At 65.5% G+C, this 18265-nt stretch carries 26 protein-coding genes; 16 read left to right on the top strand and 10 right to left on the bottom strand.

The features are described 5' to 3' along the window. Positions 1 to 2 precede the first annotated feature (2 nt). From AWB83_RS18810 to AWB83_RS18790, 5 genes are all read right to left on the bottom strand, one after another. Positions 3 to 782, bottom strand: a complete 780-nt coding sequence (locus AWB83_RS18810; protein WP_087047126.1) for an ABC transporter substrate-binding protein — start codon at positions 780 to 782, stop codon at positions 3 to 5. 204 nt (positions 783 to 986) lie between these two features. Next, positions 987 to 1391 (bottom strand): Hsp20/alpha crystallin family protein, encoded by a 405-nt coding sequence (locus tag AWB83_RS18805; protein ID WP_087047125.1) that lies wholly within the window; start codon positions 1389 to 1391, stop codon positions 987 to 989. 13 nt (positions 1392 to 1404) lie between these two features. Next, positions 1405 to 1839 (bottom strand): Hsp20/alpha crystallin family protein, encoded by a 435-nt coding sequence (locus AWB83_RS18800; RefSeq protein WP_087047223.1) that lies wholly within the window; start codon positions 1837 to 1839, stop codon positions 1405 to 1407. Between the two features lie 238 nt (positions 1840 to 2077). Further along, positions 2078 to 2455 carry a DUF934 domain-containing protein gene (locus tag AWB83_RS18795; protein WP_087047124.1) on the bottom strand — a complete coding sequence of 126 codons (378 nt, stop codon included), beginning with the start codon at positions 2453 to 2455 and terminating at the stop codon, positions 2078 to 2080. Further along, complete coding sequence (locus AWB83_RS18790; RefSeq protein WP_087047123.1) at positions 2452 to 4221, bottom strand: nitrite/sulfite reductase; 1770 nt, start codon at positions 4219 to 4221, stop codon at positions 2452 to 2454. The genes AWB83_RS18795 and AWB83_RS18790 overlap by 4 nt, the downstream gene beginning before the upstream one ends. A gap of 210 nt (positions 4222 to 4431) precedes the next feature. Between AWB83_RS18790 and AWB83_RS18785 the strand changes: the two genes are divergently transcribed. Further along, the gene (locus AWB83_RS18785; RefSeq protein WP_087047222.1) at positions 4432 to 4620 is read left to right on the top strand and encodes a DUF2970 domain-containing protein; all 189 of its coding nucleotides are present in this window, start codon (positions 4432 to 4434) and stop codon (positions 4618 to 4620) included. Between the two features lie 72 nt (positions 4621 to 4692). After that, positions 4693 to 5676 carry a 2-dehydropantoate 2-reductase gene (locus AWB83_RS18780; RefSeq protein WP_087047122.1) on the top strand — a complete coding sequence of 328 codons (984 nt, stop codon included), beginning with the start codon at positions 4693 to 4695 and terminating at the stop codon, positions 5674 to 5676. 133 nt (positions 5677 to 5809) lie between these two features. On the opposite strand, the gene AWB83_RS18775 is transcribed toward AWB83_RS18780, so the two are convergent. Continuing rightward, positions 5810 to 6097: an NAD(P)/FAD-dependent oxidoreductase gene (locus tag AWB83_RS18775; RefSeq protein ID WP_244197794.1), complete on the bottom strand. Its 288-nt coding sequence runs from the start codon at positions 6095 to 6097 to the stop codon at positions 5810 to 5812. Positions 6098 to 6191: 94 nt separating this feature from the next. Between AWB83_RS18775 and AWB83_RS18770 the strand changes: the two genes are divergently transcribed. Together AWB83_RS18770 and AWB83_RS18765 are read left to right on the top strand one after the other, a co-directional pair. Next, positions 6192 to 6572, top strand: a complete 381-nt coding sequence (locus AWB83_RS18770) for a nucleotide pyrophosphohydrolase (protein WP_087047121.1) — start codon at positions 6192 to 6194, stop codon at positions 6570 to 6572. Positions 6573 to 6660: 88 nt separating this feature from the next. Further along, positions 6661 to 7842 (top strand): acyl-CoA dehydrogenase family protein, encoded by a 1182-nt coding sequence (locus tag AWB83_RS18765; protein WP_087047120.1) that lies wholly within the window; start codon positions 6661 to 6663, stop codon positions 7840 to 7842. 23 nt (positions 7843 to 7865) lie between these two features. Here AWB83_RS18765 and AWB83_RS18760 read toward each other — a convergent pair whose 3' ends face one another. Then, entirely contained in the window at positions 7866 to 8117 is a 252-nt protein-coding gene (locus AWB83_RS18760; protein ID WP_087047119.1) for a DUF4148 domain-containing protein, read from the bottom strand. Between the two features lie 311 nt (positions 8118 to 8428). Between AWB83_RS18760 and AWB83_RS18755 the strand changes: the two genes are divergently transcribed. The 5 genes from AWB83_RS18755 (at position 8429) to AWB83_RS18735 (ending at position 12305) form a co-directional block, all read left to right on the top strand. Continuing rightward, the gene (locus tag AWB83_RS18755) at positions 8429 to 9421 is read left to right on the top strand and encodes a M14 family zinc carboxypeptidase (RefSeq protein WP_208636773.1); all 993 of its coding nucleotides are present in this window, start codon (positions 8429 to 8431) and stop codon (positions 9419 to 9421) included. After that, positions 9418 to 10215, top strand: a complete 798-nt coding sequence (locus AWB83_RS18750) for an alpha/beta fold hydrolase (RefSeq protein WP_374729124.1) — start codon at positions 9418 to 9420, stop codon at positions 10213 to 10215. The genes AWB83_RS18755 and AWB83_RS18750 overlap by 4 nt, the downstream gene beginning before the upstream one ends. Before the next feature lie 33 nt (positions 10216 to 10248). Further along, positions 10249 to 10755, top strand: a complete 507-nt coding sequence (locus AWB83_RS18745; protein WP_087047117.1) for a cupin domain-containing protein — start codon at positions 10249 to 10251, stop codon at positions 10753 to 10755. Between the two features lie 287 nt (positions 10756 to 11042). Continuing rightward, the gene (locus AWB83_RS18740; protein ID WP_087047116.1) at positions 11043 to 11282 is read left to right on the top strand and encodes a hypothetical protein; all 240 of its coding nucleotides are present in this window, start codon (positions 11043 to 11045) and stop codon (positions 11280 to 11282) included. A 129-nt stretch (positions 11283 to 11411) separates the two neighbouring features. After that, positions 11412 to 12305, top strand: a complete 894-nt coding sequence (locus tag AWB83_RS18735; protein WP_087047115.1) for a GNAT family N-acetyltransferase — start codon at positions 11412 to 11414, stop codon at positions 12303 to 12305. A gap of 7 nt (positions 12306 to 12312) precedes the next feature. Here the strand turns inward: AWB83_RS18735 and AWB83_RS18730 are convergent, their stop codons facing one another. Then, positions 12313 to 12507 (bottom strand): DUF1059 domain-containing protein, encoded by a 195-nt coding sequence (locus tag AWB83_RS18730; protein ID WP_087047114.1) that lies wholly within the window; start codon positions 12505 to 12507, stop codon positions 12313 to 12315. Between the two features lie 124 nt (positions 12508 to 12631). On the opposite strand from AWB83_RS18730, the gene nthA reads away from it, so the two are divergent. Genes nthA through AWB83_RS18705 form a run of 5 tightly spaced genes read left to right on the top strand, consistent with a single transcriptional unit; the run spans position 12632 to position 15883 of the window. Next, positions 12632 to 13282 carry a nitrile hydratase subunit alpha gene (gene nthA, locus AWB83_RS18725; RefSeq protein ID WP_087047113.1) on the top strand — a complete coding sequence of 217 codons (651 nt, stop codon included), beginning with the start codon at positions 12632 to 12634 and terminating at the stop codon, positions 13280 to 13282. Next, positions 13279 to 13953 carry a nitrile hydratase subunit beta gene (gene nthB, locus AWB83_RS18720; RefSeq protein ID WP_087047112.1) on the top strand — a complete coding sequence of 225 codons (675 nt, stop codon included), beginning with the start codon at positions 13279 to 13281 and terminating at the stop codon, positions 13951 to 13953. Before nthA ends, nthB begins: the two co-directional genes overlap by 4 nt. A gap of 1 nt (position 13954) precedes the next feature. Then, positions 13955 to 14758, top strand: a complete 804-nt coding sequence (locus AWB83_RS18715) for a nitrile hydratase accessory protein (protein ID WP_087047220.1) — start codon at positions 13955 to 13957, stop codon at positions 14756 to 14758. A 22-nt stretch (positions 14759 to 14780) separates the two neighbouring features. Then, complete coding sequence (locus AWB83_RS18710) at positions 14781 to 15167, top strand: tautomerase family protein (RefSeq protein WP_087047111.1); 387 nt, start codon at positions 14781 to 14783, stop codon at positions 15165 to 15167. Continuing rightward, positions 15164 to 15883: a 4'-phosphopantetheinyl transferase family protein gene (locus AWB83_RS18705; RefSeq protein WP_087047110.1), complete on the top strand. Its 720-nt coding sequence runs from the start codon at positions 15164 to 15166 to the stop codon at positions 15881 to 15883. Before AWB83_RS18710 ends, AWB83_RS18705 begins: the two co-directional genes overlap by 4 nt. 16 nt (positions 15884 to 15899) lie before the next feature. On the opposite strand, the gene AWB83_RS18700 is transcribed toward AWB83_RS18705, so the two are convergent. Beyond that, a complete protein-coding gene (locus tag AWB83_RS18700) occupies positions 15900 to 16406 on the bottom strand; it encodes a M48 metallopeptidase family protein (RefSeq protein WP_087047109.1) in 507 nt (168 codons plus the stop codon). 268 nt (positions 16407 to 16674) lie between these two features. Here AWB83_RS18700 and AWB83_RS18695 point away from each other — a divergent pair, with 268 nt between their 5' ends. Together AWB83_RS18695 and AWB83_RS18690 are read left to right on the top strand one after the other, a co-directional pair. Continuing rightward, positions 16675 to 17196 carry a metal-dependent hydrolase gene (locus AWB83_RS18695; RefSeq protein WP_087047219.1) on the top strand — a complete coding sequence of 174 codons (522 nt, stop codon included), beginning with the start codon at positions 16675 to 16677 and terminating at the stop codon, positions 17194 to 17196. Between the two features lie 28 nt (positions 17197 to 17224). Continuing rightward, positions 17225 to 17719 carry an LEA/WHy family protein gene (locus AWB83_RS18690; protein ID WP_087047108.1) on the top strand — a complete coding sequence of 165 codons (495 nt, stop codon included), beginning with the start codon at positions 17225 to 17227 and terminating at the stop codon, positions 17717 to 17719. Here AWB83_RS18690 and AWB83_RS18685 read toward each other — a convergent pair. Continuing rightward, positions 17713 to 18141 (bottom strand): cupin domain-containing protein, encoded by a 429-nt coding sequence (locus AWB83_RS18685; RefSeq protein ID WP_087047218.1) that lies wholly within the window; start codon positions 18139 to 18141, stop codon positions 17713 to 17715. The two genes, AWB83_RS18690 and AWB83_RS18685, sit on opposite strands and share 7 nt — an antisense overlap. Between the last annotated feature and the right edge of the window lie 124 nt (positions 18142 to 18265).

Raw genomic sequence — 18265 nt, 5'->3', positions numbered from 1 at the left:
ACTTACTCGCCATAGATGTCGAAGTCGAAGTACTTCTGTTCGATGCGCTTGTACGTGCCGTCCTTGATCATCGCGGCGATCGCGCCGTCGAGCTTCTCCTTCAGGTCGGTGTCTTCCTTGCGCAAGCCGATTGCGGTGCCCGGCCCGAAGATCGCGCCGTCTTCCAGCGCACCGCCCGCGAAGCCGTAGGGCTTGCCGCGCGGCGTGTCGAGAAAGCCGCGCTCGGCCTGCACGGCGTTTTGCAGCGAAGCATCGAGGCGGCCGGCAAGAAGGTCCGCATAGACCTGGTCCTGATCGGCGTAGGACACGACCTTCACGCCCTTCGCGCCCCAGTGGACTTTCGCATACGTCTCCTGCATCGACCCTTGCTCGACACCGACCGTCTTGCCCGCGAGCGATTCCGCCGACGGCTGGATGTTCGAATCGCGCCTGGCGACGAGGCGCGTGGGCACGTGAAAGAGCTTGCTGGAGAAGGCGATCTGCTTGACGCGCGCGGGCGTCATCGACATGGTCGAGAGCACGCCGTCGAACTTGCGCGATTTCAGCCCGGGAATCATGCCGTCGAAGGCGTTCTCGACCCACACGCATTTGGCGTTGAGGCGCCGGCACAGTTCGTTGCCGACATCGATGTCGAAGCCGACCAGCGTGCCGTCGGGCGCTTTTGATTCGAAAGGCGGATAGCTGGCATCGACGCCGAAGCGGATAGTGGACCACTCCTTGGCGTGCACCCCGATCGACACGGTCAGCATCGAACCCAACAATACCGTCAACAGCCTCTTCACGATAGTCCCTACTTTTAATGAGTTTATGAGCGTGGGCGGCGGCGGCCGCCGCTGACGATTATAGAGGCAGGGCTGTAGCGCGAAAAGAATGGTGGCTGGCGGTCTGTCGCCGGATGTTGCGCGCGCAAAAAAAGCCGCGAAAAATCGCGGCCTTTCGAATTGAAGCTTATTGAGGCGGGTTGGCGATCAAGCCTTGATGGACGCTCAGCTCGCGTGCACTTCGACGCGGCGCGGACGCGCTTCCTCGCGCCGCGGAATGGTCAGCTTGAGCACGCCGTTGGCGAGGTTCGCATCGATCTTCGCGGTGTCGAAGTCGTCGCTCACCGTGAAGGCGCGTGCGAAACGCGGCGCGCGCAATTCGGCGTGGTGCACGCGCAGCGCGCCCTGCACCGGCAGGTCCGCCTCGGCTTCGATGGTGAGGCGCGCATCGTGCACCTTCACATCGAGCTTCTCGCGCGGCACGCCGGGCAGGTCGGCCCACAGCGTGATGCCATGGCTATCCTCGACGATATCGACCGCGGGCGTCACCGTCGGGCGGCGCACCGTGTCTTCGCGCTTGCGCGCCACTTCGCTCGTGTCTTGCGGGGCGATTTGCGTGTTATCGGTCATGATGGGTTCCCTATTACTGAATGGTGATGGCGCGCGGCTTGGACGCTTCGCGCTTGCCGATGGTGATGGACAGCGTGCCGTTCTCATAGCGCGCTTCGACCTTGTCGGTGTCCGCGTTCTGCGGCAGCTCGATCACGCGGCGGAAGCTGCCCACGAACCGCTCTTTCGCGTAAGTGCGCGAGCCTTCAGCGGCCGGTTGCGCACGGCGCTCGCCGCTGATGGTGAGCGTGCCCTTGTCGACGGTGACATCGAGCGACGAAGGCTCGACGCCCGGGGCAAACGCGACGATCTGAATGGCGTCGTCGGTGCTGCCGATATTCAGTTGAGGAAATGCATCCGCGCGGCTCGAACGGATGCTCGAGGGGAGATTGCCGAAGAGCGAGGACATCTGCCGTTGCACGCGGTCCAGCTCCGAGAAAATGTCACCGCTAAAATAAAACTCACTCATGGTCGAGTCTCCGATGGTTGCGGCCATCAGGCGAACGTTCGTTGCGAGAGCCGCGAACGCCTGCAAGGCCGGCAGCAGGAATTTGAAACGACAGCGCGGGTTGCCGCTGTCCTTGCATCCAAGGTAGGTGCGAAGGCTATCGTTTCAATACCGAAGACCTGTTTTTTCAGGGCGATTTATTTTCGCGGCACGGCTCTTGAAAAGCGTTTGCGTGCTCTTACATTCGATCGAATCCGCCTCAGCGAGAGGTCAGATCGTCCTGATAGAAGCCCGAGAAACGCGCGAACTGCCGTTCGGCGTCGGCGGCGTTCACCCCTTCCTTCAATACCGCGCTCGAGAATCCCGTTCGCTCCATCTGCACGAGCTGATCGATCAACACGTCGCCGGTCGCGCGCAAGTCTCCCTTGAAGCCCAGCCTTCTGCGCAGCAAGTACGCCTGGCTGTAGGCGCGGCCATCGGTGAAATGCGGAAAGTGAAGCTCGATGCGCGAGAGCGTCGCCAGGCGATCCCTGAGCGAGTGCGGATCGTCGTCGTTGGCGAGGCGCGCGACGTGTTCGTTCGCTTCCGCGTGTTGATCCTCCTGCGTGAGAATGCGCATGCGATCGACGCCATTCATGCCGTCACCTCATCATTCGTGCGCGCGGCGTTGGCGGCGGCCTTGAACGGATCGATGCCCACGCGCCGCACCGTTTCGATGAAGCGCTCGTGACGCTCGCGTGTATCGCGATAGGTCGTGAGGATCGCCTCGATCACGTCGGGCACTTCGGCCGCGCTGAACGACGGACCGATCACCTTGCCCGGCTGCGGCGCGCCGCTCGCCGCGCTGCCGTCCGAGCCGCCGAGCGTGATCTGATACCACTCGCGTCCGTCCTTGTCGACGCCGAGCACGCCGATGTGCCCGCTGTGATGATGTCCGCACGAATTGATGCAGCCGCTGATATGCAGATCGATTTCGCCGATGTCATCGAGCTCGTCGAGATCCTGATAACGCTCGCTGATGGCCTGCGCGATCGGCAGCGAACGCGCATTGGCGAGCGCGCAGAAATCGCCGCCCGGGCACGCGATCATGTCGGTAAGAAGCTGCACGTTCGCGCTGGCGAGGCCCGCATCGCGCGCGGCTTGCCATAGCGTGAGCAGTTCGCTCGCACGCACCCAGGGCAGCACGACGTTCTGGGTGTGCGTGACGCGCGCTTCGCCCGCGGAAAACCGGGCGGCGAGATCCGCGACGATCTCGAGCTGGTCCGCGGTCGCATCGCCCGGTGATTGCAGCACACGCTTGAACGACAACGTCACGATGCGCAGCGCCGGGTCCTTGTGCGGCGCGACGTTGCGTTGCAGCCAGCGCGCGAAGAGGGGATGACGCGCGGCTTGCGCATCGAGCCCGGCTTCGTCGAAGGCATTTCGATGCGCATGCAACGCAGGCGGCACGAACGACGCGCGCACGCGCTCCAGTTCCGCCTGGGAGATGAGATGCGGCGCGCCGTCGTGCTCGACGATCTGCCGGAACTCCTCGTTCACGTCGTCGATATAGCGCGGTCCTTCCGTCTTCATCAGGATCTTGATGCGCGCCTTGTACTTGTTGTCGCGGCGGCCGTAGCGGTTGTACACGCGCACGATCGCCTCGAGGTAGTTCATGATGTGCGGCCACGGCAGGAACTCGCGCATGAGCGTCGCGATGACGGGCGTGCGTCCCATGCCGCCGCCGGCGCTCACGCGAAAGCCGAGCTCTCCCGCCGCGTTGCGCACGAGCTGCAGGCCGACGTCATGCCATGCGGTCGCCGCGCGATCCTCGCTCGCGCCTGTAATCGCGATCTTGAACTTGCGCGGCAGGAACGCGAACTCGGGATGCAGCGTGGTCCATTGCCGCATGATCTCCGCGAACGGCCGCGGATCGGCGATTTCATCGGGCGCGACGCCCGCGCGTTCATCGCAGGAAATGTTGCGGATGCAATTGCCGCTCGTCTGAATGCCGTGCATGTCGACGGTGGCGAGCAGGTCCATCACGTCGGCGGACTTGTTGAGCGGAATCCAGTTGAACTGGACGTTGGTGCGTGTCGTGAAGTGCGCGCAATGCGTCGGCAGGCGCTCGGTGCCGAGCCTGCCTTGCGCAACGCTTGCCGCGCGATAGACATCGGGATGGGGATCGTCGTATTCGCGGGCGATGCGCGCAAGCACCCGCAACTGCGCGCTCGACAGCTCGCCGTATGGCACGGCCACGCGCAGCATCGGCGCGTGACGCTGCACGTACCAGCCGTTTTGCAGGCGCAGCGGCCGGAACTCGTCCTCGCTCAGGCGGCCATCCTGCCAGCGTTGGAGCTGATCGCGGAATTGCGCGGCGCGGCTCTTGACGAAAGATTTGTCGAACTCGGTGTATCGGTACATGGATGCGGCGGCCTGTCGAAGAGAGGTCAACGATAGAAGGCGCGGCTGCATCCCGACAAGCAGCAGATGCGATGAATTCTGCGGTAGCAGTGGTGATACCCGCCGTTCTGCTACCGCCGAACACGTCGTAACTGCTGCTGTTTTTCATGTTGCCCGGCGCTCATCATGAACGCGTGAGAAAACCCGTTCAGATGAATGAAGGAGCCGGTCATGACCCTCTTGAAAATGATACGCATCGTGCTGTGGAGCTTTTTCGGCGTGCGCAGGCGCGCGTCGCACAACGCCGATTTCGCGCAGATCAAGCTGCCGCTGCTGCCGGTCATCGCCGTGATGCTCGCGGGCGCGTTCGGGCTCACGCTGCTGACGGTCGCGAAACTCGCCGTCGGTATCGCGCATTGATTTTGCAGCGCTGGTCGGGTCCGCTCTTACAATGGCAACACGATTGATTGCCAGGAGCGAGGAATCAGGACGATGAAAGTATGCATATATGGCGCGGGCGCCATCGGCGGCTGGATCGGCGTGAAGCTCGCGCAGGCGGGCTGCGACGTGAGCGTCGTCGCGCGCGGCGCCACGCTCGACGTGTTGAGGGAACAGGGGCTGCGGCTCGTCGAGAAGGATGCGGCTCATGCGGTGAAGGTCGCGGCCAGCGCCGCGCCGGCGGATCTCGGGGTGCAGGATCTCGTCGTCGTGGCGGTCAAGGCGCCCGCAATGGAATCGGTCGCCGCGCATATCGCGCCGCTGCTCTCCACCGGGACCACGGTGCTGACCGCGATGAACGGCGTGCCGTGGTGGTTCTGCGACGGTCTCGGCGAACCGTTCGCCGGCAAGCGCCTCTCGTCGGTCGATCCGCATGGCAGCATCGCCGCGGCGATACCGGCTGCGCAGACGGTCGGCTGCGTCGTGCATGCGAGCTGCTTCGTGGAAGCGCCGGGCGTCATTCGCCATCACCAGGGCAAGGGTCTGATTCTCGGCGAGGCGAAGGGCGCGCCCACCGCCCGCACCGAATCGCTCGTGTCGCTGTTTTCGAAAGCGGGCTTCGACGCGACGCTATCTCAGCAGATTCAACGCGACGTCTGGTTCAAGCTGTGGGGCAACATGACGATGAACCCCATCAGCGCGATCACCGGCGCGACCACCGACCGCATCCTGAGCGACGATCTCGTGCGCGGCTTCGTGACCAACGTGATGCGGGAAGCGAAGGAAATCGGCGCGCGCTTCGGCATTCCGATCGGGCAGGAGCCGGAAGACCGTCACGCCGTCACGCTCAAGCTCGGCGCGATGAAGACGTCGATGCTGCAGGACGTGCAGGCGGGCAAGGCGGTCGAGCTCGACGCGCTCGTCGCTTCGGTGCGCGAGCTCGGCACGATGACCGGCGTGCCGACGCCGTTCACCGATGCGCTTCTCGGGCTCGCGCGCCTGCACGCGCGCACGCTGGGACTTTATCCGGCGGCGTGAGCGCCATTACGCCACGACGATACGCAGCGGGTCCGCCGCCGCGAACGCTTCGGCCCGCTCCGCGTTCGGCGCGGATAGATCCACTCGGTGTTGATGCGCGTCTTCAGCTCCTTCGCCTGCGCGCCCGACATCTTCACCTCGCGAGATTCTTGATGTGCGCCTCGAGCGCCGCGGCTTCGTCCACCTGATCCACGCTGAACGCGTGCTGCGCGAGCCCCGGCATCTGCGGGCAGAACAGGCGGCTGCCCGTCGCCAGAACGGCCGAATACGAGCCGTCGGCGCCGCGCACTTCGACCTGATTGCGTTCGGCCTGGATGCGCTCCATCGTTCCCTGAATGAACCTGACGCCCGCGGACGCGAAGATGTCCAGCAGCGGCGCCTCCATGCCCGCGGCGTTTTCCTCATGGAGACGCGGACGCACATGCCAGATGCGGCTCGGGTGCGATCGATTCGAGGCAGGCGCAGTCGCCGCGTTAAGCTACGAGGCACACGCGACCAAACGTCAGAGGATGCGAATGGAGCAACAGAATCAACAGGAGAGCGGCGGCGAACTCGCGCAGATGCGCGACATGCTGCGCGAATTCGTCCGCGAGCGGGACTGGAGCCGGTTCCACTCGCCGAAGAATCTGGCCTCAGCGCTTTCGGTCGAGGCGAGCGAGTTGCTCGAGCCGTTTACTTGGCTTGCGACGGGCGACAAGACCGAACTCGACGATGCGAAGCTGAGAGCGATCCGTCACGAGATGGCGGACGTGCTCGCGTATCTCGTGATGCTCGCGGACGCGCTCGACGTCGATCTTCATCGCGCGCTGATCGAAAAGATGGCGCTGAACCGCTCGAAGTATCCGGCGCACAAGGTGAAGGGCGACGCGCGCAAATACACCGAATACGATGAATGAGCCCTCACGGGGAAATCGCGACTGGCGCGCAATGCGTTCGCGCGGTTAAGCTTGCGGCTCGACCGCCCGTTCCCCTGGAGAGTTGCCGATGGACTTTTCGCTGTCCCCGGAGTTGACCGAACTGCAGGCGCGCGTGCGCGCTTTCATCGCCGAAGAAGTCGTGCCGCTCGAGCGCGATCCGCGTTGTACGCCGCATGGCCCGAACGAGTCGTTGCGCGCCGAACTGATCGGGAAAGGCCGCAAGGCGGGGCTGCTCTCGAGCCATGTGTCGCCGGAGTTCGGCGGCCTCGGTCTCAATCACGTCGCCAAGGCGGTTCTGTTCGAGGAAGCCGGCTATTCGCCGCTCGGTCCGGTGGCGCTGAACATCGCCGCGCCGGACGAGGGCAACATGCATCTGCTCGAAGCCATCGCCACGCCGCAGCAGAAGGAGCGCTGGCTGCGCCCGCTCGCGGCGGGGGAAATCCGCTCGTGCTTCTGCATGACCGAGCCGCCGCCGGGCGCCGGCGCCGATCCCGCAATGCTGCAGACCATCGCGGCGCAGGACGGCGACGAGTACGTGATCGACGGCCGCAAATGGTTCATCACGGGCGCGGAGGGCGCGGCGTTCGGCATCATCATGGCGAAGTTCGCCGATGGTCCCGCCACCATGTTCCTCGCCGACATGACGAGCCCGGGCATCGTGATCGAGCGCTCGATGGATGCGCTCGACACGTGCTTTCCAGGCGGCCACGGCGTCGTGCGATTCGAGGGCTTGCGCGTGCCCGCCGAGAACGTGCTGGGCGAACCGGGCGAGGGCTTCCGCTACGCGCAGGTGCGTCTGTCGCCCGCGCGCCTCACGCACTGCATGCGCTGGCTCGGCGCCGCGCGCCGCGCGCACGATGTCGCGACGGCGCACGCGCGGCGGCGTCATGCATTCGGCAAGGCGCTGGGCGAGCACGAGGGCGTCGGCTTCATGCTCGCCGACAACGAAATGGATCTGCACGTCACGCGGCTTGCCATCTGGCACTGCGCGTGGGTGCTCGATCAGGGCGTGCTCGGCAAGCACGAGTCGAGCATCGCGAAGGTGGTGTCATCGGAGGCGCTCTGGCGGGTCGTCGACCGCTCGGTGCAGGTGCTGGGCGGCCAGGGCGTCACGCACGAAACCGTCGTCGCGCGGATTTTCGCGGACATGCGCGCGTTCCGGATCTACGACGGTCCATCGGAAGTGCATCGCTGGAGCATCGCACGGCGCATCCTGCGCGGCGAGAAGCCGCGCGCGGAAAACGCCTGACGAAGGCCGGGAGCGCGCGCGGCTCAGTGCACCGCGGTATTGCCCTGAGCCTGCCGTTGCGCGACGATCCGGCTCGCGCGCAACGCGTTGTCCGGGTAGTTCAGCCAGTCGTTGGGATCGTAGCCGGCCGCGCGCCACAGCAGGAACTCCTGCCGGACCTGCGCGCGCGTCTTCGGCGCGTTCGGATCGTTGGCGGGCGCCTGCGGCTGCGCAAGCGCGGAGGCTGCGCAGCACAGAGCCAGCGCGCCGAGAATGATGCGGGAAATGGATGTCATGACGAATACCTCACACCGCCTAAAGTGGTCATAAGGCGGACATCTCATTCTAGGTGACAGAACGAAAACGCGCAGAAGCCGTTTCGCTCTCGCGCCGTTGCGCATCAGTTCACATCGACATGCCGTGTACTGACGATCAGCCGTATACTCGATTGTTTCGGGCGGCGAGTTCCGGCGCGTTTCCAGCGGGACGCAGCGGAAGGACGGACCCATAGTCTGGGATTACAAGCACACAGGCACGCAAAACAGGCACACGACAACAGGCCGCCATGAGCACTTCGAGCGTCGTCACGACGAGCAGCTTTCCGGAGATGGACGAGCTGAATGCGATCCGCATCGCGGGCGGCGCGCGCTTCGAGTGGCGCACGGTCTGTGAAATCCGCGCGCGGGGCCATTCGTTTCCGCTTCTGACCGCGTCGATCGGCTCGGAGGACCCGCAAGCGCCGGCCATCGGTTTTTTCGGCGGCGTGCATGGGCTCGAATGCATCGGCACGCAGCTCGTGCTCGAATACATGCGTGCGCTCCTGAGGCGCCTCGAATGGGACGAGACGCTGCATCAGCAGTTGCGCGCGATCCGTCTCATCTTCATGCCGATCGTCAATCCCGGCGGAATGTTCGCCCGCACGCGCGCGAATCCGAACGGCGTCGACCTGATGCGCAACGCGCCGCAGAGCGCGGAAGGGCGCGTGCCGTTTCTCGCGGGCGGGCAGCGCATCGGGCCATGGCTGCCGTGGTATCGCGGTCCCGTCGACGGCCGCATGGAAGCCGAGAGCGCGGCGCTTCTTGCGGTCGCCGAGGAGGAGTTGATGTCGCGGCCCCTGAGCTTCGCGCTCGACTGTCATTCGGGCTTCGGCTGGGACGACAGCATCTGGTTTCCCTACGCGCGCACCGAGCGGCAAATGGCGCATCTGCCGGAAATGTTTCTCCTCAAGACGATGTTCGAGGAGTCGTATCCGCACCACGGCTATGCATTCGAGCCGCAGAGCCATCAATACCTGCTGCACGGCGATCTGTGGGACTTCGCCTACGATCGCTCGCGCGCGCCCAACATCTTCCTGCCGATGACGCTCGAACTCGGCTCCTGGCGCTGGATTCGCAAGAACCCGATGCAGATGTTCTCGCGCCTCGGCATCTTCAATCCGATCAAGGCGCACCGCACGCGGCGCGTTCTGCGGCGTCATCCGAATTTTTTCGATTTCCTCACGCGTGCCGCGTACTCGTCGCGCCGCTGGCTGCCGAGCGGCGCATTCCGCGAGGAGGTGCTGCTGCGCGCGCAGGAGCACTGGCATCGCACGGGCGAATGATGAGCCACTGGATCCTGCTGCGCGGCCTCACGCGCGAAACGCGCCACTGGGGCGAGTTCGAGGCGGCGTTCGTCGCGCATGGGCTCGTCGGAGCGGGCGGGCAAGTCGTGTGCATCGATCTGCCGGGCAATGGCGCCGAGCGTGCGCACGAGGCGCCGCGGTCCGTCGTCGCGATGATGGACTTCGTGCGCGCGCGCGCCGCCGCGCTGGGCGTGCACCTGCCTTGCCGCGTGCTCGCGATGTCGCTCGGCGCGATGGTCGCGACCGCGTGGGCCGAGCGGCATCCTCACGAGATCGAGCGGCTCGTATTGATCAACACGAGCATGCGGCCGTTCGCGCGCGTGCATGAACGCCTGCGTCCGGCGGCATGGCCGATGCTGGCTCGCATCGCGATGAGCTGGACGCGCCCCGAGCGATGCGAAGCGCTGATTCATCGCCTGACATGCAATCGCGGCGAGACGGCGGATGCGGACATCGCGCAATGGGCGCACCTGCGGCGCACGCATGGCGCGAGCGCAGCCAATGCAATGCGACAACTCGCTGCGGCGGCGCGCTTTCGCGCACGCGCCGCCGCGCCTCCTTGCCCTGTGCTGCTGCTTTCGTCGGCGGGCGACCGGCTCGTCGATCCGGTATGCTCCGCGCGCGTCGCGGCGCGATGGCGCGCGGCCCACACGGTGCATCCGTGGGCCGGTCACGACCTGCCGCACGACGACCCGGACTGGACCTGCGGCGCGATTGCGGCCTGGCTCGGCGAACACGACGCGAGCGCCGGCGCCCGCGTGACATGCGAATGACAAACGCTTGAAATTCCACCACGAACGCAAAACATGAAACCGCCCATCATCAATCTCGATGCGCTCGATCCCCAGCCGCTGCCGCCCCAATTCGCGCCGACGGGCGCCGCCGCCGAACGCTATGCGCCGCGCATCGCGCGTATCGGCGGCTTGCTCGGCGCGAAAAAACTCGGCTACAGCCTCATCGTGCTCGAACCGGGCAAGCGCGCGTTTCCGTTTCATCATCATCGCGTGAACGAGGAGATGTTCTTCGTCATCGAAGGCGAGGGCGAGGTGCGCCTCGGCAACGAGAAGCATGCGATCCGCGCGGGCGATGTCATCGCCTGTCCACCGGGCGATGTCGAAACGGCGCACCAGATCGTCAATACGGGCACGCAGGCATTGCGCTACCTCGCGATCAGCACGATGCTTTCGCCTGAAGTGGTGGAGTATCCCGACACGGGGCGGCAGGCCGTGCTCGTCGCCGATGAACCGGGCGTGAAAGGGCTGCGCGCCGTGTTTCGCGCAAGCGATTCGCTCGGATACTGGGACGGGGAATGAAACCGGCGCGAAGATGGCGGCGCGCTGTCGTCGTCGTCATCTCGCTGCCTACTGCGCTCAACGGTCGCGACCTTTCGCTATTCTCCCCAAGCGCGTTCCATTCCCGCCACGCCTAGGGTAATTGCGTGTTGCAACGCAGCATCGCATTGCGTATGCTGTTCTGAGCGGGTGCCAGTGCCACTTTCCACATCACCATCAACTCGATATCGATAATCAAACGCCGGTAATCAAGGGCGTTCGGAGGAGGCAAGCACGCATTAGGACGTCAGCTTGAAGGAGCCGCATCAATGGAACTGACCACATCGTCGAAGCCGACGCTGCACGTCTTTCATCAGGAAGGCGGGTGGCACTGGGGCATCACCGTCGAACGGACGGCGGGGGGCGGAATGAAGGTCGTCGCTTATAGCGACGAGGGCTTCAATTCCGAAGAAGAAGCGCGCGAAGACGGCGAGTTCGTCCTGCGCTCGGAAGACTGGCGCTCGCGCCAGAGCTTCAGCCGCAGCGAGCGGCGTCAAGGGTATTCCTGAGCGGGTCGACGCACGTTCGGCCCGTTCCCCTCGATTCGTTCCCCTCGATTCATCTCTTCCTTCCGCATCTTTTCCCCGCACCAGAAACGCGCGACACTGAACGCACCTTCATTTCGCGAGGCGCGCCGCATGTCATCCGTCCCCGATCCGTCCCGCGCGACACCCGACGATTCCCGTTTCGCCGTCCGCCGCATGACGCCGCCCGATGTCGAAGCGGCGCTCGGATGGGCCGCGTCGGAAGGATGGAATCCCGGTCTCGATGATGCGGCCTCGTTCTTCGCCGCCGATCCGCAGGGCTTCTTCATGGGCACGTGGAATGGCGAGCCGATCGGCTGCATCTCGGCCGTGGCATACGGCGATGCGTTCGGCTTCATCGGTCTTTATATCGTGCGTCCCGAATGGCGCGGCAAGGGCTTCGGCATGCGCTTGTGGAACGAGGGCATGGTTTATCTCGGCGCGCGCAACATCGGGCTCGACGGCGTGCTCGCGCAGCAGCCCAACTATCGCAAGTCCGGTTTCGTGCTCGCTTACCGCAACGTGCGTTACGAGGGCGTCGCGTCCGTGGATGACGAGCCCGTCGATGGCATCGCGATTGCCGATGCGCTCGACGTTCCCTTCGAACGTCTGCTCGATTACGACGCGCGCATGTTCGCCTGCCAGCGCGCCGCATTTCTGCGCGCGTGGCTGTCGCAACCGCGCGCGCACGCGCGCGCATGCGTCGCGCTCGATGACGGCGCCGTGCGCGGCCTCGCCGCGATCAGGCTTTGCAGGAGTGGCCACAAGATCGGGCCGCTGTTCGCCGACGATCTTCCGATTGCGCGCGCACTCTATCGCGCGCTCGTCTCCGGCGTGCCGGGCGAGCGCGTGTTTCTCGATGTCCCCGAAAGCAATCCCGCAGCCGTGGCGCTCGCCATGGAGCACGACATGAGGAGCGAGTTCGAAACCGCGCGCATGTACACGCGCGCGCAACCCGACGTGCCGCTCGCGCGCGTGTTCGGCGTGACGACTTTCGAACTGGGTTGAAGCGAGATCAGGCGGGCGGCGTGCCTTCGTGGAAGAAGGTCTTCAGTTGCGCGCGCAACTCGGGCGTGTCCGTGTGCTGATGAACGCTGACCGCATGCTGCACGGCCGCTTCCATCAGTTCGTCCTCGGTGTCGGCGCTGAGGGCGACGGTGCATTTCACGTCGCTCGGGCACTCGCGGCAGTCGATGTATGTGCGTGTCATGGCTTCCTCCTCGCATGAGCCGCCGATTCCAGTATAGGCGGCGCAAGGGCCGCCGGGACGCAGTTTGCACGCTTGCGCACACTCCGGTAACGTGTGACGTCTGTGTCACTCGCGAGACCCGCTCATGAGCCACGATCACGACCATCATCACCATGATCACGACCGCGCCGGCAGCGCATTGCCGGAGATGGACCTGCGCGTGAAGGCGCTCGAATCGCTGCTGGTCGAGAAAGGCTATATCGATCCGCACGCGCTCGACGTGTTCATCGAAACCTACGAGCACAAGGTCGGGCCGCGCAACGGCGCACGCGTCGTCGCGAAGGCGTGGAGCGATCCGGGCTACCGCGCGTGGCTTCTCGACGACGCCACCGCCGCCATCGCATCCCTCGGCTATAGCGGACGACAGGGCGAGCACATGGTCGCGCTTGAAAACACGGAGGACGTACATAACATGGTTGTCTGCACGCTGTGCTCGTGCTATCCGTGGTCGGTGCTCGGCCTGCCGCCCGTCTGGTACAAATCGGCGCCGTACCGTTCGCGCGCGGTGATCGATCCGCGCGGCGTGCTGCGGGACTTCGGCGTGCGGTTGCCGGAACACGTCGAACTGCGCGTATGGGATTCGACGGCCGAAGTCCGCTATCTCGTCCTGCCGCTGCGCCCCGTGGGCACGGAGCATCTGGACGAAGACGCGCTCGCGAACCTCGTCACGCGCGATTCGATGATCGGCACGGGGCTCGCGCTGAGCCCGTCGCAGGTAGCGGGAGCATCGGCATGAACGCGGCACACGACATGGGCGGCATGCAGGGCTTCGGCCCGGTCCGCCCCGATCCATGCGACGCGCCCGGCGCTTCGCCCTTTCATGCGGAGTGGGAGCGGCGCGTGCTCGCCGTCACGCTCGCGATGGGCGCGACGGGTCAGTGGAATATCGATACGTCGCGCGCGGCGCGCGAAAGCCTGCCGCCCGCGCAATATCTCAACAGCAGCTACTACGAAATCTGGTTCGAGGGCTTGAAGAAGCTGCTGATCGCGAAGGGGCTCGCGAGCGCCGAGGAAATCGGCGCCGGCCGCTCGCACTCAGCCGCCGTGCCGAACGTGCGCGTGCTGAAGGCCGCCGATGTGAGCGCGGCGCTCCTGCGCGGCTCGCCGGTCGATCGTCCGGCAACGGCGCCGGCGCGCTTCGCCGTCGGCGATGAAGTTCGCACGAAGCTGATGAATCCGCCCACGCATACGCGGCTGCCGCGCTATTGCCGGGGCAAGCTCGGGCGCATCGTCGCCGTGCGCGGCACGCATGTCTTTCCCGACGAAAACGCGCTCGGTGATGGCGAGCATCCGCACTGGCTCTATACGGTGCGCTTCGATGCGGCCGAGCTCTGGGGCCCGGACACGACGGCATCGTCGGTCTGTGCGGATTGCTGGGAGCCTTATCTCGATGCGGCGCGCGCCTGACATGAGCGCCGACGAAACGAAGCATCAGGAACTGCGCGCCGCGCTGCCCGGACTGCCGTTCGACGACGACGGCCCGGTGTTTCGCGCGCCATGGGAAGCGCAGGCGTTCGCGATGACGCTCGCCTTGCACGAGCGGGGCGTATTCACCTGGCAGGAATGGGCGCATGCGTTGAGCGTGGCGATCAAGGACGCGCAGGCCGCGGGAGACCCCGATCACGGCGATACGTATTACGCGCATTGGCTGAGTGCGCTGGAGCGCCTGAGCGCGGCGAAGGGCTGCGTGAGCACGGCGATGCTCGAGCAGCGCCGCGTCGCATGGGACGAGGCGGCGCGCCGCACGCCGCATGGCCGGCCGATCGTGCTGAAGAACGCGTCGCCCCGTGCGCTGCCTGCCGCGACGCTCGCTGCGTATCACGCGGCGATCTACCGGATCGATGCGCAGCCGGACATCGACATGAAAATCGGCGTCGAGAATGGCGCGGTGGCGTCGCTGCTCGAGCGGCACGGCGCCGGGAGCGCGGTGTTCGTGACGGCGTTCAATCCCTTCGGGCACGTGCTTTCGACCGAGGACAACGCGAATCGGCAACGCACGCTGATCGAGCGTGTGGAGCGACTGGGCTTGCGCGCGTTACCGGGCGCGGGCATCGATCCGATGAACATCTGGTCTGCCGAAGCGAGCCTGCTCGTGCTCGACGCGACGCGCGACATCGCCGATATCCTGATGACAGAGTTCGAGCAGAACGCCGTCGTGTACGTCGACCGCGCGGGTCTGCCGCAACTGCTTCTGCATCCGGACTTCCGCTGAATCAATCCACGAGGAGAATCTCATGCCGCTCGTTCGAATCGATTTGCTCAAGGGCAAGGACAGCGCCTATCGCACGGCCATCGGCGACGTGGTGTACGACGCGATGCGTTCCACGCTCGATGTGCCCGAGAACGATCGCTTCCAGATCGTGGCGGAACACGGGGCATCGGATTTCATCGTCGACCGCACGTATCTCGGCATCAGCCGTACCGACGCTTGCGTCGTGATCCAGGTCACGCTCAACGAAGGCCGCGACGTCGCGAAGAAAAGCGCGTTCTACAAGGCCGTCGCCGACGGGTTGCACGAGCGATTGAAGCTGCGGCGCGAGGACGTGTTCATCAGCCTCGTCGAAGTGAAGAAGGAGAACTGGTCCTTCGGCAACGGCGAGGCGCAGTACGCACCCAAATGACCGGATCGCGCGATCGAAAGAACGAAGCGAAGCTTCCCTTCGACCTGCGGCCCATGCCGCTTCCCGCCGACGCCCCGGGCGACGTGCGCGCCTGGCTCGTGCGGATCGACCTCGCGGCACCGCTCGATGACGCCGCTCATGCGGTGCTACATGCGAGCGAACGCGCGCGGGCGGCGCGCTTCCTGCGGCACGAGGATGCGGCGCGCTTCGCCATCGTGCGTGCGGCACTGCGGCATGTGCTTGCCGCCGAAACGGGCGCCGATCCGGCAGCCCTCATCCTGGATGCAGGCGCGAACGGCAGGCCCGCGCTCGCGCCTGCGGACGCGCCGGACTTCAACGTATCGTATTCCGGAGCGTATGGCCTGATTGCGGTGTCGCATGCAAGACGCGTGGGCGTCGATATCGAAGCGGCGCGCGCGAGCTTCGACTGGCGCGAGCTGGAAGCGTCGGTGCTGGCGCAGCGCGACCGGCATGAAATCGAAGCCATGTCCGAAGCCGCGCGCGGCGGCGCATTCTTCGATTGCTGGACGGCGAAAGAGGCCGTGCTGAAGGCGCACGGCGCCGGCATCGGCGGGGGGATGGTTGCGATGAACGGTTTTTCCGTGCTGCCGCGCGATGGCGTTCGCTATGCGGTCGGTCGCGAGGCGGGCGCGTTCGCGGCGATTTCGCTCGGCGCGCCCGCCGGATACGCGGCCGCGCTCGCATGGTCGGTTTGATGCGGTGCAGCGAAACTCACGCCGCCTTCGAGCGCACGAGATCCCGATGGGTGAGATAAAGCCTCAAGTCGAACTCGATCTGATGGTAGCCCGGCTGCATCAGCTCGCACAGTCGATAGAACGCCTTGTTGTGATCGCTCTCCTTCAGATGCGCGAGCTCGTGCACGACGATCATGCGCAGAAACTCGGGCGCCGTGTCCCTGAAGAGCGAGGCGATGCGAATTTCCTTCTTCGCCTTGAGCCGCGCGCCCTGCACGCGGGAAATCGCGGTGTGCAGGCCGAGCGCGTGACGCAGCACGTCCAGCTTGCTGTCGTAGAAGACCTTGTCGATCGCGGGCGCGACGCGAATGAACTCCTGCTTCAGGTCTGAGCAATATTGGTAGAGCGCGCGATCGGACTGCACCGCGTGCTTGTTCGGATAGCGTGCGTCGAGATAAGCGCCCAATTGTTGTTGGGCGATCAGTCGGCGCACCTTGTCCTGAAGCGCATTCGGATAAGCGCTCAGGTATTTCAGGTGTTGCATGACGGCCGGTTCGGATGGATACGGTCAATACGTTCAATGCCTGAATGCGCAGGCGGGCGTGGAACGCGTTTTCGACGTCCGCAGCGTGAATTGCGCAGCAATCTAGCAACCATTTTAGTCAACGCCGCGCCGCCTCGCCGTCGACGTGATCACGAGCCCTGTTTCTGCGTGCGCATTTGCGTAAGTTTATGTTTCAGCCCGGCCCCATTTGCGGGCGCCGTGCGAACATGCGCGCTTTCCCGGCAAGGGCGATAACGCGGGTCTCTTCATGGCATCGAACAAGGCGCATCACGCGACCGGATGGGCGGCGGGCATCATCGCGGCGGCGATCGTGACGGCCGCGGGCAAATCGGCCGGCGCGGGCGCGGGCATGCTTTCCGGCGCGCTCGCGCTGCTCGCGGGCGTGGCGGGCGCCACCGCGCCGGACTGGCTGGAAGTCGCGTGGTGGACGCGCGCCCGCAAGCTGTGGATCACGCATCGCACGCTCACACACTGGGGCGTCGGCTGGGTCGCGCTGCTCGCGCTTTCGTATCATCTGCTTGGGCGGCATCCGGCGGCGCCGGTCGCGTTCGGCTTCGCGTGCGGCGGCCTCATGCATCTGCTCGCGGACTGGCCGAACCCGCTCGGCGTGCCGTGGATCGGCGCGCGCCACTCGCTCAATCTGTGGACCAGCGGGCATTGCGATCTGATCGTCGTGGGCGCGGCGTGGGCTGCCGCGCTTTTCGTCGTCGACGATGTCTGGTTTCATCATGCCTATGGCCGCATGCTGCTGAATGTGCTGCGGATATGAGCACGACATCGCGAGGAGTCACATTCTCATGCAATCGAATCACGCGCGCGGGCGCTTCATTCTCCTTTTCGTCGCCTTGATCGCGATGCTCGCGCTCGACGGCTGTGCGGGCTTCTTCAACCGCGACGCGATGCGCGTGGCCGTCGCGGGCATCGAGCCGCTCGAAGGGCAGGGCCTCGAGATGCGCTTCGCCGTGAAGCTGCGCGTGCAGAACCCGAACGACTCGCCGATCGACTTCGACGGCGTCGCGCTCGATCTCGACCTCAACGGCCGCCCGTTCGCGAGCGGCGTGAGCGATCAGCGCGGCACCGTGCCGCGCTTCGGCGAGACGGTGCTGTCCGTGCCGGTGACCGTGTCGGCGTTCTCGGTCGCGCGCCAGGCCTTCGGCTTCGCGACGGGCGACGCCGTCAGCAAGGTTTCGTACGCGGTGCGCGGCAAGCTCGCGGGCGGCCCGTTCGGCGGCGCGCGTTTCGCCGACTCGGGCTATATCGATCTTCCGGCGGGCGGCGCGCCGGGCTACTGAAGCGAAGCGGCCTCCTTCGGATCGTAGGGCACGACGCGCTCCGCCTCGTTGGCGTCATTGCGCGCGACCACCGCGCGGGCCGGCTCCGTCGCGCTCAGATTGAACGGCTGATGCGGCACGCCGGGCGGAATGAACAGAAAGTCGCCCGGCTCGCTCACGACCGATTCCTCGAGCCCCGGCCCATAGCGCGTCTCGACGCGTCCTTCCAGCACGTAGATGCCGGTCTCGTAGCCGCAATGGACGTGCGGCTCGCCATGTCCGCCCGGCGGCACGACGACGAGATGCATCGACAGTCCACGCGCGTTCGCCGTCGCCGCGGACAAGCCGATGAAATACGGCAGGCGCTGAACCGTGGCGATCTCCCGCTGCGGCCGTACCGCGACGACCGTTTGCGGCGGTGCTTCCTCGTTCGAATCCTGCATGGCGGCTCCTTCCATCGGCGTGACGCGCCCTCATCGACAATAGCCGAAAGCCGATGTCGCGCAAAGGTCACGCGGCGCGGCTAACGTACGGGCACGAGCGGCGCACTTTCGTTGTGCATCCGCA

The organism is Caballeronia ptereochthonis (assembly GCF_001545075.1).
GTDB lineage: Bacteria > Pseudomonadota > Gammaproteobacteria > Burkholderiales > Burkholderiaceae > Caballeronia > Caballeronia ptereochthonis.
Note: the sequence above shows the minus strand (reverse complement) of the source record. Positions and strands in the feature narration are given on the sequence as shown.

Bases quoted from the DNA above. Each gene is read 5' to 3' on its own strand.
- AWB83_RS18685 (WP_087047218.1), bottom strand. From the start codon at position 18,141: ATGCAGGATTCGAACGAGGAAGCACCGCCGCAAACGGTCGTCGCGGTA.
- AWB83_RS18785 (WP_087047222.1), top strand. From the start codon at position 4,432: ATGACCCTCTTGAAAATGATACGCATCGTGCTGTGGAGCTTTTTCGGC.
- AWB83_RS18730 (WP_087047114.1), bottom strand. From the start codon at position 12,507: ATGACACGCACATACATCGACTGCCGCGAGTGCCCGAGCGACGTGAAA.
- AWB83_RS18750 (WP_374729124.1), top strand. From the start codon at position 9,418: ATGATGAGCCACTGGATCCTGCTGCGCGGCCTCACGCGCGAAACGCGC.
- AWB83_RS18760 (WP_087047119.1), bottom strand. From the start codon at position 8,117: ATGACATCCATTTCCCGCATCATTCTCGGCGCGCTGGCTCTGTGCTGC.
- AWB83_RS18695 (WP_087047219.1), top strand. From the start codon at position 16,675: ATGGCATCGAACAAGGCGCATCACGCGACCGGATGGGCGGCGGGCATC.
- AWB83_RS18745 (WP_087047117.1), top strand. From the start codon at position 10,249: ATGAAACCGCCCATCATCAATCTCGATGCGCTCGATCCCCAGCCGCTG.
- AWB83_RS18705 (WP_087047110.1), top strand. From the start codon at position 15,164: ATGACCGGATCGCGCGATCGAAAGAACGAAGCGAAGCTTCCCTTCGAC.
- AWB83_RS18710 (WP_087047111.1), top strand. From the start codon at position 14,781: ATGCCGCTCGTTCGAATCGATTTGCTCAAGGGCAAGGACAGCGCCTAT.
- AWB83_RS18690 (WP_087047108.1), top strand. From the start codon at position 17,225: ATGCAATCGAATCACGCGCGCGGGCGCTTCATTCTCCTTTTCGTCGCC.
- AWB83_RS18700 (WP_087047109.1), bottom strand. From the start codon at position 16,406: ATGCAACACCTGAAATACCTGAGCGCTTATCCGAATGCGCTTCAGGAC.
- AWB83_RS18755 (WP_208636773.1), top strand. From the start codon at position 8,429: ATGGACGAGCTGAATGCGATCCGCATCGCGGGCGGCGCGCGCTTCGAG.
- AWB83_RS18790 (WP_087047123.1), bottom strand. From the start codon at position 4,221: ATGTACCGATACACCGAGTTCGACAAATCTTTCGTCAAGAGCCGCGCC.
- AWB83_RS18770 (WP_087047121.1), top strand. From the start codon at position 6,192: ATGGAGCAACAGAATCAACAGGAGAGCGGCGGCGAACTCGCGCAGATG.
- nthA (WP_087047113.1), top strand. From the start codon at position 12,632: ATGAGCCACGATCACGACCATCATCACCATGATCACGACCGCGCCGGC.
- AWB83_RS18715 (WP_087047220.1), top strand. From the start codon at position 13,955: ATGAGCGCCGACGAAACGAAGCATCAGGAACTGCGCGCCGCGCTGCCC.
- nthB (WP_087047112.1), top strand. From the start codon at position 13,279: ATGAACGCGGCACACGACATGGGCGGCATGCAGGGCTTCGGCCCGGTC.
- AWB83_RS18805 (WP_087047125.1), bottom strand. From the start codon at position 1,391: ATGACCGATAACACGCAAATCGCCCCGCAAGACACGAGCGAAGTGGCG.
- AWB83_RS18765 (WP_087047120.1), top strand. From the start codon at position 6,661: ATGGACTTTTCGCTGTCCCCGGAGTTGACCGAACTGCAGGCGCGCGTG.
- AWB83_RS18795 (WP_087047124.1), bottom strand. From the start codon at position 2,455: ATGAATGGCGTCGATCGCATGCGCATTCTCACGCAGGAGGATCAACAC.
- AWB83_RS18800 (WP_087047223.1), bottom strand. From the start codon at position 1,839: ATGAGTGAGTTTTATTTTAGCGGTGACATTTTCTCGGAGCTGGACCGC.
- AWB83_RS18780 (WP_087047122.1), top strand. From the start codon at position 4,693: ATGAAAGTATGCATATATGGCGCGGGCGCCATCGGCGGCTGGATCGGC.
- AWB83_RS18735 (WP_087047115.1), top strand. From the start codon at position 11,412: ATGTCATCCGTCCCCGATCCGTCCCGCGCGACACCCGACGATTCCCGT.
- AWB83_RS18740 (WP_087047116.1), top strand. From the start codon at position 11,043: ATGGAACTGACCACATCGTCGAAGCCGACGCTGCACGTCTTTCATCAG.